The sequence below is a fragment of the Luteimonas sp. Soil_C_5 genome (assembly GCF_057656615.1).
Window position 1 is genome coordinate 632,800 of sequence record NZ_JBDGKA010000002.1, and the last position, 16,609, is coordinate 649,408.

9 protein-coding genes are annotated in these 16,609 nt (G+C 69.0%); 4 read left to right on the plus strand and 5 right to left on the minus strand.

The features are described 5' to 3' along the window. Window positions 1-465: 465 nt before the first annotated feature. The 3 genes from purL to xerD form a co-directional block, all read right to left on the minus strand. Window positions 466-4,356 (minus strand): phosphoribosylformylglycinamidine synthase, encoded by a 3,891-nt coding sequence (gene purL / locus AC3A5K_RS07330; protein ID WP_487616830.1) that lies wholly within the window; start codon window positions 4,354-4,356, stop codon window positions 466-468. 92 nt (window positions 4,357-4,448) lie between these two features. Beyond that, complete coding sequence (locus AC3A5K_RS07335) at window positions 4,449-5,255, minus strand: DsbC family protein (protein ID WP_487616831.1); 807 nt, start codon at window positions 5,253-5,255, stop codon at window positions 4,449-4,451. A gap of 1,135 nt (window positions 5,256-6,390) precedes the next feature. After that, window positions 6,391-7,371, minus strand: a complete 981-nt coding sequence (xerD, locus tag AC3A5K_RS07340) for a site-specific tyrosine recombinase XerD (protein ID WP_487616832.1) — start codon at window positions 7,369-7,371, stop codon at window positions 6,391-6,393. A 38-nt stretch (window positions 7,372-7,409) separates the two neighbouring features. On the opposite strand from xerD, the gene AC3A5K_RS07345 reads away from it, so the two are divergent. Next, window positions 7,410-7,895 (plus strand): RDD family protein, encoded by a 486-nt coding sequence (locus AC3A5K_RS07345; RefSeq protein WP_487616833.1) that lies wholly within the window; start codon window positions 7,410-7,412, stop codon window positions 7,893-7,895. 811 nt (window positions 7,896-8,706) lie between these two features. On the opposite strand, the gene lptG is transcribed toward AC3A5K_RS07345, so the two are convergent. Then, a complete protein-coding gene (gene lptG / locus AC3A5K_RS07350) occupies window positions 8,707-9,825 on the minus strand; it encodes an LPS export ABC transporter permease LptG (protein WP_487616834.1) in 1,119 nt (372 codons plus the stop codon). Continuing rightward, a complete protein-coding gene (gene lptF / locus AC3A5K_RS07355; RefSeq protein ID WP_487616835.1) occupies window positions 9,822-10,907 on the minus strand; it encodes an LPS export ABC transporter permease LptF in 1,086 nt (361 codons plus the stop codon). The genes lptG and lptF overlap by 4 nt, the downstream gene beginning before the upstream one ends. 135 nt (window positions 10,908-11,042) lie before the next feature. Between lptF and AC3A5K_RS07360 the strand changes: the two genes are divergently transcribed. The 3 genes from AC3A5K_RS07360 to AC3A5K_RS07370 all read left to right on the plus strand — a co-directional run bounded on the left by AC3A5K_RS07360 (window position 11,043) and on the right by AC3A5K_RS07370 (window position 15,970). Continuing rightward, the gene (locus AC3A5K_RS07360; RefSeq protein ID WP_487616836.1) at window positions 11,043-12,521 is read left to right on the plus strand and encodes a leucyl aminopeptidase; all 1,479 of its coding nucleotides are present in this window, start codon (window positions 11,043-11,045) and stop codon (window positions 12,519-12,521) included. Between the two features lie 71 nt (window positions 12,522-12,592). Continuing rightward, window positions 12,593-13,018, plus strand: a complete 426-nt coding sequence (locus tag AC3A5K_RS07365) for a DNA polymerase III subunit chi (RefSeq protein WP_487616837.1) — start codon at window positions 12,593-12,595, stop codon at window positions 13,016-13,018. A 114-nt stretch (window positions 13,019-13,132) separates the two neighbouring features. Beyond that, window positions 13,133-15,970, plus strand: coding sequence for a valine--tRNA ligase (locus AC3A5K_RS07370; RefSeq protein ID WP_487616838.1), 2,838 nt, complete (start codon window positions 13,133-13,135; stop codon window positions 15,968-15,970). Window positions 15,971-16,609: the final 639 nt, after the last annotated feature.

The window sequence follows — 16,609 nt, forward strand, 5'->3', positions numbered from 1 at the left end:
GCCGGCATCCCGATGCCGGGATGCGCGCTGGAGGGAATCGAGCGGGACGGGGCGAGCGCGCGCACCGCGACGGGATTCCGTCGCACGCGCCATTCGGTTTCACCTGATGCGGTCAAAACTGAACATCCCCCCAACCAAAACGCCGTCTCCCGAGTCTCGGCCTGACACATGAGGTCAGTCAATACCCCTGATTCGCGATTCCGGTCACGTTACGACCCGATCGATGTGACGCGATTGGTCACATAGATGACGGCTTGCCGACGCACCACGCGCGCCCTCTCTTGCCGAATTCGGCGTGCGGCAGCGCTGGCATGGCCGCAAGCGGTGCCCGTTCGGTTCTTGACACCGGATGACGCGGGCGCTTCACCAGGCCGGTTTCAATAGCTATTGGCTATCGAAAAAAGCGGCGACAAAAAAAAGGCCCGCACATGGCGGGCCCTTCCGGCAAACACTGAACGGGGGGCGTCAGCCGAGGCTGCGCCGCGCGTTGCGGAACATCCGCAACCACGGGCTGTCCTCGGGCCAGTCCGCCAGCGCCCAGCTGAGGTTCGCGGTCCGCGGAGTGCGTTCGGGATGCGGCATCAGGATCGTCGCGCGGCCATCGGCCGAGCTCAGACCCGCGATCGCATCCTGCGACCCGTTGGGGTTGGCGGGATAGCCGGGAGCCGGCGCGCCCGCACCATCGACGTAGCGCAGGGCCACGTGTGCGGCGGCGCGGTCCGCGGCGGAATCGAACTGCACCCGCCCTTCGCCGTGCGCGATGGCAACCGGGATGCGCGAGCCTTCCATGCCCTGGAAGAACAGCGACGGCGATGCGTCGACTTCCAGCAGGCCGAAGCGCGCCTCGAACTGCTCGCTGCGGTTGCGCAGCAGGCGGGGCCAGTGCGCGGCACCCGGGATGATCGCCTTGAGCTGGGACAGCATCTGGCAGCCGTTGCAGACACCCAGCGCGAAGGTGTCGCCACGTTCGAAGAACATCGCGAAGGCATCGCGCAGCGGCGCCCGCTCCAGCACCGACGTCGCCCAGCCGCGGCCAGCGCCCAGCACGTCGCCGTAGCTGAAGCCGCCGCAGGCGACCAGGCCCCGCATCGTCGCCAGGTCGACACGACCGGCCACGAGATCGCTCATGTGCACGTCGACGGCGGTGAAGCCGGCGCGGTCGAACGCCGCGGCCATTTCGATCTGGCCGTTGACGCCCTGCTCGCGCAGGATCGCGACGCGCGGACGGACACCGGTGGCGATGTACGGCGCGGCGACATCCTCGGCCGGATCGAAGCCCAGCACCGGCTTCAGACCGGGCGCGGCGAACACGCGCGCGGCGGCGCGTTCCTCGTCGGCACTCTCGGGGTTGTCGCGCAGCGCCTGCATCGCATGGCTGACCGACCACCACGCGTCGAACAGCGCATCCCAGTTCCATTCGGCCAGCAGGTCGTCGCCGTCGTGCACGCGGATGCGCGGCGCATTGGTCGGCTTGGCGATGCGCTGGGCGCATTCGATCAGACCGTGACGCTCGACGAGATCGGCGAACTCGGCGCGATCCTCGGCCGCGATCTGCACCACCGCGCCCAGTTCCTCGGAGAACAGCGTGCGCACCGCATCGCGACCGCGGTCGTCGCCCCAGCCCTCGAGATCGATCTCGAGACCCAGGTGCGAACAGAACGCCATCTCGCACAGGGTGGCGAACGCGCCGCCGTCGGAGCGGTCGTGATACGCCAGCAACAGACCGGCTTCGCGCGCGTCGCAGATCAGTTCGAAGAACGCCTTGAGCCGGCTGCCGTCGTCGACATCCGGACAGGCGCCGCCGAATGCGCCGAAGCACTGCGACAGCACCGAGCCGCCGAGACGCTGCTTGCCGGCGCCGAGGCCGATCAGCCACAACTCGGTATCGGGCTGGCGCGCGAGCAGCGGCGTCAGTTGCTGGCGCACGTCGGTGACCGGCGCGAACGCACTGATCACCAGCGACACCGGCGAGACGACCTTGTGCGCGACGCCGTCGGACTGCCACTGCGCCTGCATCGACAGCGAGTCCTTGCCGACCGGAATCGACAGGTCCAGCGACGGGCACAGCTGCATCGCGATCGCATGCACCGCGTCGTACAGACGCGCGCCCTCGCCCGCGTGGCCGGCCGCGGCCATCCAGTTGGCCGACAGCTTGACCCGGTGCAGCGTCTCGACGGGCGCGGCGCAGAGGTTGGTGATCGCCTCACCGACGGCCATGCGCGCGGCGGCGGCGGAATCGAGCAGCGCCAGCGGCGTGCGCTCGCCGATCGCCATCGCTTCGCCGGTGAAGCCTTCGAAGCCCGACAGCGTGATCGCGCAGTCCGCGACCGGCAGCTGCCACGGGCCGACCATCTGGTCGCGTGCGGTCAGGCCGCCGACGCTGCGGTCGCCGATCGTGACCAGAAAGGATTTCGACGCGACGGTGGGATGCGCGAGCACGCGCAGGCCGGCCTCGTGCAGATCCACCTCGCGGGTGGCCAGCGACGGCCAGCGATGCGCGCTGACGCGGTCGACGTCGCGGTGCATCTTCGGCGCCTTGCCGAAGAGCACGTCCATCGGGAGATCGATCGGCCAGTCACGACCACTGCCGATCGTCTCCGGCGTCGCGCCATGACCGACGGTCAGATGTTCTTCGGCCGTCGCCACACCGACGATCGCGAACGGGCAGCGCTCGCGCGCGCACAGCGCGGTGAAGTCCGCGACGCGGTCCTGCGGAATGCCGAGGACGTAGCGTTCCTGCGATTCGTTGCACCACAGCTGCATCGGCGACAGCGAGGGATCGTCGCTGGGCACGCGGTCGAGATCGATGACGCCGCCAACGCCGGAGTCGTGCAGCAGTTCGGGAATCGCGTTCGACAGGCCACCCGCACCGACGTCGTGGAACCACAGGATCGGGTTGCGGTCCCCCAGCGCCACGCAGCGGTCGATGACCTCCTGCACGCGGCGCTCCATTTCCGGGTTGTCGCGCTGCACGGACGCGAAGTCGAGATCCTCGGCGCTTTCGCCGGACGCGACCGAACTCGCGGCGCCGCCGCCCAGACCGATCAACATCGCCGGGCCACCGAGCACGACGACCGCATCGCCTGCCGACAGCGTCTTCTTCTCGACCATCGCGCGATCCATCGCGCCGAGGCCACCGGCCAGCATGATCGGCTTGTCGTAGCCGCGGACCAGACCGTCGTCGCCTTCCGGCAGTTCGAAACTGCGGAAGTAGCCGAGCAGATTCGGACGGCCGAACTCGTTGTTGAACGCGGCGCCGCCGAGCGGGCCGTCGAGCATGATTTCGAGCGCAGGCGCCATGCGCGGATTCAGCGCGCGCGGCGCCTCCCACGGCTGCGGCAGCGTCGGAATGCGCAGGTGCGAGACCGAGAACCCGGTCAGGCCGGCCTTGGGCTTGCCGCCGCGGCCGGTCGCGCCTTCGTCGCGGATTTCGCCGCCGGCGCCGGTCGCCGCGCCCGCGAACGGCGAGATCGCGGTCGGATGGTTATGGGTCTCGACCTTGATGCAGAACGCGCTGTCGATCAGCGGTTCGCTGCAGTATTCGAACGACACCGGATCGGGCCGGAAGCGCTGCGACGGATAGCCTTCGACGACCGCGGCGTTGTCGCTGTAGGCCGACAGCGTGTGCTCGGGCGTTTGCGCGTGCGTGTGGCGGATCATCCGGAACAGCGACTGCGGCTGCGGCTCGCCGTCGATGGTCCACGAGGCGTTGAAGATCTTGTGCCGGCAGTGCTCGGAGTTCGCCTGCGCGAACATCATCAGCTCGACATCGGCGGGATCGCGGCCGAGGGCGCCGAAGCGCTCGCGCAGATAGGCGATCTCGTCGTCGGCCAGTGCCAGGCCGAGCCGTGCATTCGCCGCATCGAGATCGTCGAGCGCGATGCGCTCCACGTCACCGCGCGCGGGCACCGCGAACAGCGCATCGGCGCCGGCGACGTCGTCGAGCAGCGACTGGGTCATCGGGTCGTGCAGCAGGTTCGAGACCGCGGACGCAACGGCGGCATCGGTCGGCCAGCCCGTCAGGTCGATGCGCAGGCCACGCTCCACGCGTCGCACCGGCAGGCCGGCGCCGCGCAGCAGCTCGGTCGACTTGCTGGCCCACGGCGAGATCGTGCCGAGGCGCGGCGAGACGAACCGCGATACCGCGTCGCCCGATGCGACGGGGGCAATGCCCGCGTCCACCTGGAGGATCCGTCGCAAGGTGGCGTCGTCGGGCACCTGCCCGGGCTCGGCCTCGACGAAATAGATGTGCCAGGCACCCGCAATACGCAGGTCGGGTGCCACGGAGCGCAGACGCGCTTCAAGCCGCTCACGACGGAACGGCGACAGGGCCTGCTGGCCCTCGAGGACGATCATGTCCGGGGAAACCGTATTTCAGGGCCGGCCATTGTAGCCAATGGCCGACGCCCCCGCCCCAACGGCGGCTGTGCGCGCCGGGAAGGCGCGGCTCAGCGGGCTCCGGCGGCTTCCGCGTCGAGGCGCTGCAAGGCCGACAGCAGCGCGTCGGGCGGCATGTAGCCCGGCATCTGGGTGCCGTCTTCGGCGACGATCATCGGCGTCCCGGTCAGGCCCGCGCGCTGGCCCAGCGCGTAATGCGCGCCGACCGGGTTGTCGCAGGTCTTGGCCGGCACGCGCTGGCCGGTCTTGGCCGCGGTCAGCGCCTGCTTGCGGTCGCTGGCGCACCAGACCGATTCCATCAGGCGGAAATCCTCGCTGCCCGGGCCCATGCGCGGATAGGCGAGGTATTCGATCGCGATGCCGCGCTTGTTGTATTCGGCGATCTCCTCGTGCAGGCGCCGGCAGTAGCCGCACTCGACATCGGTGAAGACCGACACGGTGTAGGTCGGATTGGCCGGCGCGAAGATGATGCGCTGGTCTTCCGGCACCTCGGACAGCAGCCGCTTGCGCAGCAGCGACAGGCCGGCCTGGCTGAGGTCGCGCTTCTGCTCGGCGTCGAACAGGCTGCCCTGCATCACGTAGCGGCCGTCGTTGCTGACGTACAGCACCTGGCCCGCGACGATGACCTCCTGGAACGCCGGCAGCGGCGCATCGGAGATGCTTTCGATCGAGACCCGCGGATTGATCGCCAGGATCGCGTTGCGCGCATTCGCCGCCGGCGTGCCGGGCGATGCGGTCTCGCCGGCCGTGACCGCCGACGTCGCCGGTTCGGCCGATGCGGTCTCGGCAGGGCTGGTGCCCTGGGCGCAGGCGGACAGGCTGAAGGCACCGAACAGCGCGAACACGTATCGCTTCATCGACTCTGGCTACCGCGACGGAGGAACTCCGGGGCTGGCGATTCTGGCACGAAGCGCCCGGGCGGTCCGGGGCCGCGGTCCGGCTGGGGGACTTTGTTCATGGCCGCGCGGGGTGGTGTGGGGGCGATGTGGCGCGTCGGGCTGGGGTCTGCGTCGGGGAACGGAGTGCGTTCGCGGTCGTGCAAGCGCTGGCGATGTGGAGCGGTCGGCCCGGGGTTTCAGGTACGGGGTACAGCGGGCGGGTGCGGAGGATGCGCGGCGCGCGGCAGATGATCGATCGGGACTCCGGGGTCGCGATGGGTGGCTGCAGCGTTTTCATTGGTGCTGGCTGTCCGATGTGCGATGCGTTGCGCAGCGTGCGCCGGGACTGTCACGGGTGCGCGCGGCTCAGCGCCGAGGTGCGATCTCCGACTTGTCGACCTGCTCGCCCGACCTGTGAAGCACGCGAGGCGTTCGGCGCACCCGCGCGCCAGTGGCGCGCAAGCGGGTCATGGCCGCGCGAAGCTGAGGTCGAGATGTGATCGGGGATGCATTTCAGCGCCCGCCCGGCCCGGTGAAGCACGCCGGGCGTTCGGCGCACCCGCGCGCCTCGTGTCGATGCGCAACCGGCGATTCATTGTCGCGCCCGTCCGGCCTCGCGAAGCACGCGAGGCGTTCGGCGCACCCGCGCCAGTGGCGCGCAAGCGGGTCACGGCCGCGCGAAGCTGAGGTCGAGATGTGATCGGGGGTGCATTTCAGCGCCCGCCCGGCCCGGCGAAGCACGCCGGGCGTTCGGCCCACTCGCGCGTCAGTGGCGCGCAAGCGGGTCATAGCCGCGCGCGGCTCGGGGTCGAGATGTGATCGGGGGGTGCATTTCAGCGCTTGCCCGGCCCGGCGAAGCACGCCGGGCGTTCGGCTCACCCTTCCGCCTCGTGTCGATGCGCAACCGGCGAGTCGTTGCCGCGCCCGTCCGGCCTCGCGCAGCGCGCGAGGCGTTCGGCGCACCCGCGCGCCAGTGGCGCGCATGCGGGTCATAGCCGCGCGCGGCTCGGGGTCGAGATGTGATCGGGGGGGCATTTCAGCGCTCGCCCGGCCCGGCGAAGCACGCCGGGCGTTCGGCGCACCCGCGCGCCAGTGGCGCGCAAGCGGGTGCGCCTCACCCCCTCGGATGGTGGGTGGCGTGGAGGCGTTTGAGCTGCTCGCGGGCGACGAGGGTGTAGATCTGGGTCGTGGACAGCGAGCTGTGCCCAAGCAGCATTTGCAGCGCGCGCAGGTCGGCGCCGCGGTTGAGCAGATGGGTCGCGAAACTGTGGCGCAGGCCGTGCGGGCTGATGCGCGCGGGGTCGATGCCGGCGACCACGGCGTAACGCTTCACCAGCAACCAGAACTGCTGCCGGCTCATCGCGGTGCGCTTGGACGTCAGGAACAGCGGCGTCTCGCCCTGCACGCCGCCCGGCAGCGCGCGCTTGCCGGCAAGCACTGCGCGTGCCTCGTCCAGATAGCGCTGCAACCAGTGCTGCGCCTCCTCGCCCAGCGGCACCAGGCGCGTGCGCCCACCCTTGCCCGTCACCCGCAGCGCGCCCTGGCGCAGGTTGACGCCGTTGGCCGGCAGCCCGGTAAGTTCGCTCACGCGCAGGCCGCAGGCATACATCAGCTCGAGCATCGTGCGATCGCGCAGGCCATCCGGCGTTTCGACGTCGGGTGCGGCCAGCAGCGCGTCGATCTGCGATTCGCCCAGCGCCTTGGGCAGCGAACGCGGCAGCTTCGGCGGATCGAGCAGCGCGGTGGGATCGTCGGCGCGGCCATGACGCCGATGGCGGTCGGCGTAGAACGCGCGCAACGCCGACAGCAGACGCGCATTGCTGCGCGGCGACCAGCCGTGCCGGGTGCGCCAGGCGAGATGTTCGAACAGCGCGGCGCGATCGGCGCGCACGATGCCGCCGTCGCGCCCGTCGCGCCAGCGCGCCAGGCCTTCCAGATCCCGGCGATAGGCAGCCGATGTCTGCTTCGCGATGCCGGTATCGGCCCAGAACGCATCCAGGAAGCTCTCGATCGCCGCGCGATCGTCGTCGCGCAACGGCGGAAGGGCGACCGCAAGCGCGCGACGTTCTGCAGGCGTGGAGGCGATGGACGACATGCGGCCAAGCTTAGCCGCCGCGCGGCTATGCTCTGGCGATGTCCCGCGCCGATGCCACGCCTGCCCTGTCGCGACCGTCCCCGTGGATTGGTCGGCGGCTGCTCGCCCTGCTGTACGACCTGTGGCCGGCGCTCGCGCTGTGGCTGCTGCTGTCGGCGCTGTTCACCGCCGGCTATACGGTGCTGGGCCACCACGACCCGCACGCGAACATCGCGCCGCTCAGCGGTCTGCAGTGGGCGCTGTGGCTGTGTTGCTGGATCGTCACCGGCTTCTATGCCGTGGCCAGCTGGCGCCACGGCGGGCAGACGCTGGGCATGCGCCCCTGGCGCCTGCGTGTACGCGCCCGCGATGGCGGCCCCGCCGGGGTGGCTGCGCTCTGGCTCCGCTTCGCGGTCGGCACACTGTCGCTGCTGGCTGGCGGCCTCGGCTTCTGGTGGGCGTGGCTCGATCGCGACCGGCTGACCTGGCATGACCGGGCGAGCGGGACGCGGGTGTTGCGGGAGGCGAAGCGGGGGGCGGGATGAGGGCGTGTTCTGCCTTTTTTGCCCCGTGATGCACCGTCTTGCGCGTTTTTGCTGCGCTGCGCGTGGCCGGGGTGAATGTGGGCGCCGGCTTTGATCTCGCCCGTTTAAGGATCTCGCCCTTCGGAAAGGCGGACGCGTTTTCGAGGCCCGGGACGCTTGTGGCCTGTGAGGGGCGCCACGGAAAGCTGAAAGCAGAGTCCCTGGATCCCCGCCTTCGCGGGGATGACGGCTGGGGGCGTCAGGTGCGCGAGGTGTTCGAGATTGTTGAGCGCCAGTGTGGTGCGTAAGCGGGTCATCATCGCGTATGTCCCCAGGGCGAGATGTGATCAAGCGTGAACTCAGCGCGCGTCTGGCCTCGCGCAGCACGCGAGGCGCGCTTCGCCGCGTGAGCGACGCCCGGCGCAGCACGCCGGCCGTTCAGCGCACCCGCGCGTCGGGATTGAGATGACACTGAGTATTCACTGCTCCGCCTGTCCGGCCTCACGCAGCACGCGAGGCGTTCGCGCTCGTCACGCGGCATGCCGCGTGAGCGACGAGCCTCATCCGGCCCGGCGAAGCACGCCGGGCGTACAGCGCACCCGCGCTCCGGTGGCGCGCAAACGGGTCATCACCACGCAAGGTTAGAAGTCGAGATGGGGCCGGCGCTGAACCTCAGCGCACGTCCGGCCCGGCGCAGCACGCCGGACGTTCAGCGCATCCGCGCGCCGGGATCGAGATGACGCCGAGTATTCACTGCTCCGCGTGTCCGGCCTCGCGCAGCACGCGAGGCGTTCGCCCCCGTCACGCGGCATGCCGCGTGTACGACGGGGGCTCACCCACTCCGTCGGCGGAAGAGGGTCCAGGAGATGATCAGCATCACCATCGGCGGGATCAGGTACGCCAGGCGGTAGTCGAGGCGGTAGACCGCCGCCAGCTTCACGACCTGGGTCTGCGCCAGCCAGAAGCCGAGGGCGAAGACGACGCCGATGAAGAGCCGTTTGCCGGCATTGCCGCTGCGCAGGGAGCCGAAGGCGAACGGAATCGCCGCCAGGCACAGCGCCAGCACGTTGAGCGGATAGAACCAGCGGCCCCAGTAATGTTCTTCGAACTCGCTGGCATCGAGCTGGTTGCGCTTGCGGTATTCGATGCCGGCGCGCAGTTCGCTCGACGGCATGTAGCGCGGGCGCCAGATGTTGCTGGCGCTGGCGGCCAGGGTGGAGGCGTCGAGCTGCGAGGCCCACTGTTCTTCCAGTGCCTCGGTGCGGGTGACCGCGCGCGGTTCGAACCAGGTGCGCTTGACGTCCAGCAGGCGCCAGCCATCCGGGCCGTGTTCGGCGGTCTGCGCATGCGCCACCGATTCAAGGCGGCCGTCGTCCGCGAATTCGAACAGGCGCACGTTCTGCAGCTGGATGCGGGCGCCGTCTCCGTCACGGATCTCGTTGCCGTTCTGGGCGTTGAGGAAGATGTCGCCCTCGCGCGCCCACAGGCCGGAGTAGCGGCCCAGCACCATGTTGTTCGACAGGGCCGCGCCGCGCATGGAGTCGCCGGCACGCTGCGAGGTCGGACCGATCCATTCGCCGGTGACGACCATCAGGCCGGTCAGCGCCAGCAGCGGCAGCGCGACCGAGACGCTGAGCCGGGTCCGCGACAGGCCCACGGCGCGCATGGCGATCAGTTCCGACGTCGCCGCCAGCTGGCCCAGACCCATCAGCGAGCCGATCACCGCGGCCGTCGGAAACATCGTGTAAGCACGGCGCGGAATCGTGTAGATCACGTAGGTCAGCGCCTGCATGAAGCCGTAGCTGCCCTGGCCGATGTCGTCCATCTCCGGCAGCAGGCCGCTCATCACGGTGTCCAGGCCGGTCAGCACCACCCAGGTCGCGAGCACCATCACGGTGACGACGCGGGCGACGTACAGGTCGTGGATGCGCAGCAGCGGACGGATCTTCATGGCGTGCGCTTCCAGACCGGGGCCTTCATGCGCCCGTCGGTGAAATACATCCATGCGCTGAAGGCGAGCAGCGGCAGCACCAGCCACCACAGGCCGAGCGCCGCCGGCACCTTGCCGTCACCCACCCAGTCGGTGCCGACGATCATCAGGTTCATGCCCAGCACGTACGCGAGGAAGCCCATCATCATCCGTCCGTAGCGCGCCTGCCGCGGCGGGCTGCGCGCCAGGCGCACCGCCAGCAGCGAGAAGGCCAGCGCCAGCAGCGGCGGCGCCATGCGGAAATGCAGCTGGGCCTTGGCCTCGGGCCGGGGATCGCCGAACAGCGCGAACGTCGGCGCCAGTTCCGGATCGTCGGATTTCGACGAGGCGTCGATGCTGGGCAGGCGCAGCTCGTTGCTGGCGTAGCGCATCAGGCGGTAGTCCAGACCGGCGTCGAGCGGGCCTTCGACCCGGAAGCCTTCGTCGAGACGCAGGAACCGGCCGTCGCCGTCGACCGTCAGCTCGCCGGTCATCGCGGTGGTGACGTCCATGCGGCCGTCATCCTCGCGGTAGACGAAGACGCGGCCCAGCTGGCTGCCGTCGTCTGACATCGCATTGACGTAGATCACCCCGCCGCCGCCCGGAAATTCGACGAAACGACCGGCTTCGAGCCCGGACACCAGCAGGCTGCGCTGCCCGGCCTCGATCATGCGCTGCGAGTAATCGCGCGCCCACGGACCCAGCCACAGCGAACAGGCGCCGATGAACAGCACCATGGGGCCGACCACCAGTAGCAGCGGCCGCAGCAACCGGCGCGGGCCTACGCCGACGGACGTGAGCACCGGCATCTCGGTATCGCGGTACAGCCGACCCACCGCCATCATCAGGCCCAGCATCAGGCCCAGCGGCAGGATCAGCGGGAGGTAATTGATGACCTGCAGGCCCAGCTGGGCCAGCATCAGGCCGGCCGGTACGCGGCCACGCGCGATGTCGCTCAGCACGTCCGCGAACACCCCACCGAGGCTGACGATCATCAGCACCACGAGGGCGGCGAAGGTGGCCTGGGCGAACTCGCGGAACAGGTATCGGTCGAGTTTCGGCATCGGGCGCAGGGGCTTTGCTTTAGACTTGGGGGTTCGTCCAGCCGCGCCTTGAAGGCGCATCCGACCCGGCAAGCCTGACACTGGCGCCGCGCACTGGACCGTGAAGTGTACCGATCACTCTATGGAATCTGGTTGATGACCCTCGAATTCTCCCTGAACCACGCCGCGCCCGCCGAACTGGCCACCGATGTCCTGGTGGTCGGCGTGTTCGCCGAAGGCCCGCTGACCGGCGCCGCCGGCGCCCTCGACACCGCCAGCGGCGGCCGTCTGGCCAGCCTCGCCCAGCGCGGCGACCTGTCCGGCAAGCCCGGCCGCACCACCCTGCTGCACGACCTGCCCGGCGTGACCGCCACGCGCGTGCTGGCCGTCGGCCTGGGCGACGCCGCGAAGTTCGGTCCGTCGCAGTACATCAAGGCGGTCGGCGATGCGGTCCGTGCGCTGAAGGACGGCACTTCCACCAGCGCGACGCTGGCCCTGGCCGACCTCGAGGTCGCCGGCCGCGATACCGCGTGGAAGATCCGCCAGGCGGTGATCGCCGCCGACCACGCGGCCTACCGCTACGTCGCCACGCTGGGCCCGAACAACAAGAAGCGCGAACCCGCGGCCCTGGCCGCGATCGCGGTGCACGGCACGGATGCCGACGCCCTGGCCCAGGGCAAGGCCATCGCCGCCGGCGTGAAGTTCGCCCGCGAGCTGGGCAACCTGCCGCCCAACATCTGCAACCCGGCCTATCTCGGCGAACAGGCGCAGGCGTTCGCCGCGCGCTTCGACAAGGCCAGCTGCGAAGTTCTCGACGAGACCCAGATGGAAGCGCTGGGCATGGGTTCGCTGCTCGCCGTGGCGCGCGGTTCGGCCAACCGTCCGCGCCTGGTCGTGCTGAGCTGGAAGAACGGCGGCGACGCCAAGCCCTTCGTGCTGGTCGGCAAGGGCATCACCTTCGACACCGGCGGCGTCAACCTCAAGACGCAGGGCGGCATCGAGGAAATGAAGTTCGACATGTGCGGCGCGGCGACGGTCATGGGCACCTTCGTGTCCGCGGTCGGCCTGGACCTGCCGATCAACCTGCACGTGGTGGTGCCGGCGGTCGAGAACGCGATCGACGGCAACAGCTACCGCCCGTCCGACGTGATCACCAGCATGTCGGGCAAGACCATCGAAGTCGGCAACACCGACGCCGAAGGCCGCCTGATCCTGTGCGACGCGCTGACCTACTCGGAGCGTTTCGAACCGGCTGCGCTGGTCGACGTCGCGACCCTGACCGGCGCCTGCATGGTCGCGCTCGGCTCGCATGCCACGGGCCTGATGAGCAAGCACGACGATCTGGCCGACGAACTGCTGGCCGCCGGCGAAGAGGTGTTCGATCGCGCCTGGCGCCTGCCGCTGTGGGACGAGTACCAGTCGATGCTCGATTCCAACTTCGCCGACATCTACAACATCGGTGGTCGCTGGGGCGGCGCGATCACGGCCGGCTGCTTCCTGTCGCGCTTCACCGAGAAGCAGCGCTGGGCGCATCTGGACATCGCCGGCAGCGGCAGCAACAGCGGCAAGATGGCCTACGCCACCGGCCGCCCGGTCGGTCTGCTGAGCCAGTGGCTCATGGACCAGGCCCGCTGAGCGGGACAGGGCCGTTCGAGGCCGGTACGCCGCGGCGCACCGGCTGACACGGTCCGAACCTGCGACCCGTCATGGCCCGCGCCGACTTCTACCTGATCGCCAAGCCGCGGTTCCGCGAGGAACCGCTGCGCCTGGTGTGCGAACTGGTCCGTAAATCCTATGCGGCCGACCTGTGGACGCTGATCCTCGCCCGCGACGCCGCACAGGCCGAAGCGCTCGACGACCTGCTGTGGGACATGGGCGAAGACGCCTACATCCCGCACCAGATCGCCGGCATGGACGAAGAGGACGACGAAACGCCTGTCCTCATCGCCACGCCCGACTTCGATGCGCCCATGCGCGCGCTGGTCATCAACCTGCGCGACGCCGTGGCGCCACCGGGTTTCGAGCGCGTACTCGAAGTGGTGCCGGCCGACGACTCGGCCCGAGAACCGCTGCGCGAGCGCTGGAAGCAGTACAAGGCCGCCGGCCTCGATCTCGCCAAGCACGATATGTGAGGGCCGGGATTCGGGATTGGGGATTGGGGATTCGAAAGAGCACCTCGACCGATCGCTTGATGCCGCTCCGCTTTTTCTAATCACGAATCACGAATCACCAATCACGGCTCCTCCATGTCCCTCGCCCAAAGCTACGACCCCGGTACCTTCGAAGCCCGCCTGTACGCGGAATGGGAAAAGAGCGGCGTCTTCCAGCCGCAGGGCGACGGCCCGGCCTATACGATCCTGCTGCCGCCGCCGAACGTCACCGGCACGCTGCACATGGGTCACGCGTTCCAGCACACGCTGCAGGACGCGCTGATCCGCTATCACCGCATGCTGGGGCATCGCACGCTGTGGCAGATGGGCACCGACCACGCCGGCATCGCGACCGAGATGGTGGTCTCGCGCAACCTCGCGCTCGAAGGCAAGGGCGAGACCCGCGACTCGCTGGGCCGTGACGGCTTCATCGAGAAGGTGTGGGAGTGGAAGGGCCAGTCCGGCGACACGATCGAACGCCAGATGCGTCGCCTCGGCGCGTCGGGTGACTGGTCGCGCAAGACCTTCACGATGGATCCGCTGCCCTCGCAGGCGGTCGTCGAAGCCTTCGTGCGCCTGCACGAGGAAGGCCTGATCTATCGCGGCCAGCGCCTGGTCAACTGGGACCCGGTGCTCAAGACCGCGATCTCGGATCTCGAAGTCGTCAGCGAGGAAGAAGACGGTTCGCTGTGGTCGATCCGCTATCCGCTCGCCGATGGCGCCAGCTACGAACACGTTGAAGTCGACGCCGACGGCGTCGAGACGCTGCGCGAGACGCGCGACTATCTCGTCGTCGCGACGACGCGCCCGGAAACCATGCTCGGTGATACCGCGGCGATGGTGCATCCGGATGACGCGCGCTATGCGCATCTGATTGGAAAATCGGTCGTGCTGCCGCTGACCGGTCGCCGGGTCCCGGTCATCGGCGACAGCTACGTCGACCGCGCGTTCGGCACCGGCGTGGTCAAGGTCACGCCCGCGCACGACTTCAACGATTACCAGGTCGGCCAGCGCCACGACCTGCCGATGATCAACCTGTTCACGCCGGACGCCGCGGTCAACGAGAACGCGCCCGAGCAGTACCGCGGCCTCGATCGCTTCGATGCGCGCAAGGCCGTGCTCGCCGATCTCGAAGCCGGCGGTTTCCTCGTCGACACCAGGCCGCACAAGTTGCAGGTCCCGCGCGGCGATCGCACCGGTCAGGTCATCGAGCCGTATCTGACCGACCAGTGGTTCGTCGCGATGGAAGGTTTCGCCAAGCGCGGCATGGATCTCGTCGAGAGCGGCGAAGTGAAATTCGTCCCGTCGAACTGGACCAGCACCTACCGCCACTGGATGGAGAACATCCAGGACTGGTGCATCAGCCGCCAGCTGTGGTGGGGACATCGCATTCCGGCGTGGTACGACGCCGACGGAAAGGCCTACGTCGGCCGCGACGAAGCCGAAGCGCGGGCGCGCAACGGACTCGGCGCCGATGTCGTGCTGACCCAGGACACCGACGTGCTCGAGACCTGGTTCTCGTCGGGCCTGTGGCCGATCAACACGATGGGCTGGCCGGACGAGACGGCGATGGCCGAGCGCGGCTTCGAGCACTTCGTGCCGTCGAGCGTGCTCGTCACCGGTTTCGACATCATCTTCTTCTGGGTCGCCCGGATGATCATGCTGACCGATCACCTGACCGGCCAGGTGCCGTTCCGCGACGTCTACATGACCGGCCTGGTGCGCGACCGCGACGGCCAGAAGATGTCGAAGTCGAAGGGCAACGTGCTCGACCCGCTCGACATCATCGACGGCATCAGCATCGAAGATCTCGTCGCCAAGCGCACCACCGGACTGATGAAGCCCAAGGACGCGCCGAAGATCGAGAAGGCGACGCGCAAGGAATTCCCGGACGGCATCATCGCCCACGGCGCCGACCCGCTGCGCTTCACGATGGCCGCGCTGGCCGGCCCGGGCCGCGACATCAAGTTCGATCTCGGCCGCGCCGAGGGCTACAAGAATTTCTGCAACAAACTGTGGAACGCGACGCGCTTCGTGCTGATGAACACGGAGGGCAGTGATTGGTCATTCGTGATTGGTGATTCGGAACAGCCGGAGCCCGTGACCGATGCTGAAAAGTGGATCCTCGCGCGCCTCGCGACGACCGCCGACGAGGCGCGTGCGCACTTCACCAGCTACCGCTTCGATCTGCTCGCGCAGACGCTGTACGAATTCGCCTGGAACGACTTCTGCGACTGGTTCGTCGAACTCGCCAAGCCGGCGCTGCTCGGCGAAGACGCCGCGGCTGCGCACAGCACGCGGCACACGCTGCTGCACGTGCTCGAATCGCTGCTGCGCCTGCTGCATCCGCTGATTCCCTTCGTCACCGAGGAACTGTGGCGCCAGGTCGCACCGCGCGTCGGCATCACCGACGCGACGATTTCGCTGCGGTCCTATCCGGCGCCCGACAGTGACCTGATCGCCCGCTGCGCGCAGGCGACGACCGACGTCGAATGGCTCAAGCAGATGGTCACCGCGCTGCGCCGCGTGCGCAGCGAGCTGGGCGTGTCGCCGGGCAAGCAGGTGCCGTTGCTGGTGCAGGCCGGCAGCGACGCCTCGCGCGCGCGTCTGCAGCGTTTCGATTCGCAGCTGAAGTTCCTCAACCGGCTTGAACGCATCGATGCTGTCGACGGCGATCCGCCGCCGGCCGCGACCGGTCTGGTTGGCGACGTGAAGCTGTTCGTGCCACTGGAAGGTCTGGTCGACCTGGATGCCGAGCGCGCGCGCCTCGACAAGGAAATCGCCCGCGTGCTGTCGGAGAAGGACAAGAGCGCCGCAAAGATCGCGAAGTTCAGCGACAAGGTGCCGGCGGCCGTGGTCGACCAGGAACGTCAGCGTCTCGTCGACTGGACCGCACAGCACGACGCCCTCGCCGCACAGCGCGCGCGGCTGTAATCAGGGTCACGAGAGGTCCGGAGCATCCGGAACAGGAATGCGGGCGACCTCGGGTCGCCTGCGATCACGGCGTTGATTTCCGATCACGTGCGATACCCATCCGCAGCGCGGGCGACTCGAGCAGTCCGCCTGCAGGCCTGATCGGGCGAGGCGTGTGTTCGCGCTGCACAACGCGTTGACCCGGCGCGGCTCAGCTTCGCCCGGACACGCCTGCAGCTCGGCGCCCCACCACGTCAGAAGCGCGCCACGAATTGATGCGTGGCTGCACCGCCGATGCCGAGGCTCGTCTTGCTCCCCCCTGTGGCACCCGCCAGATGCAGGGGTGGACGAGATCCGGCACCTCCCAAGCGCAAACGGACCGCGACCTCGCAGAATGTGATGACGACGCGCCCCGATCGACCAGCAGCGACGTGAACGCACCGCGGAACGCGGCTGACGCAGTCGGGCGAAGCGTAGTGCGCGGGATGGCAAAGTCCGATCCCGTCAGGCAATGCATGCGCCTGCGCGCGTACGGCCCCGTCTCCCGATCGCACACTCGCTGCAAACCTCGGCGGCGGGACTACCCCGTCCGCGCTGACGACGGATCCCGCTCGGCAAGACCTCCACGTCGCCACATCGCCCGGGCGTTTACCCTGACGC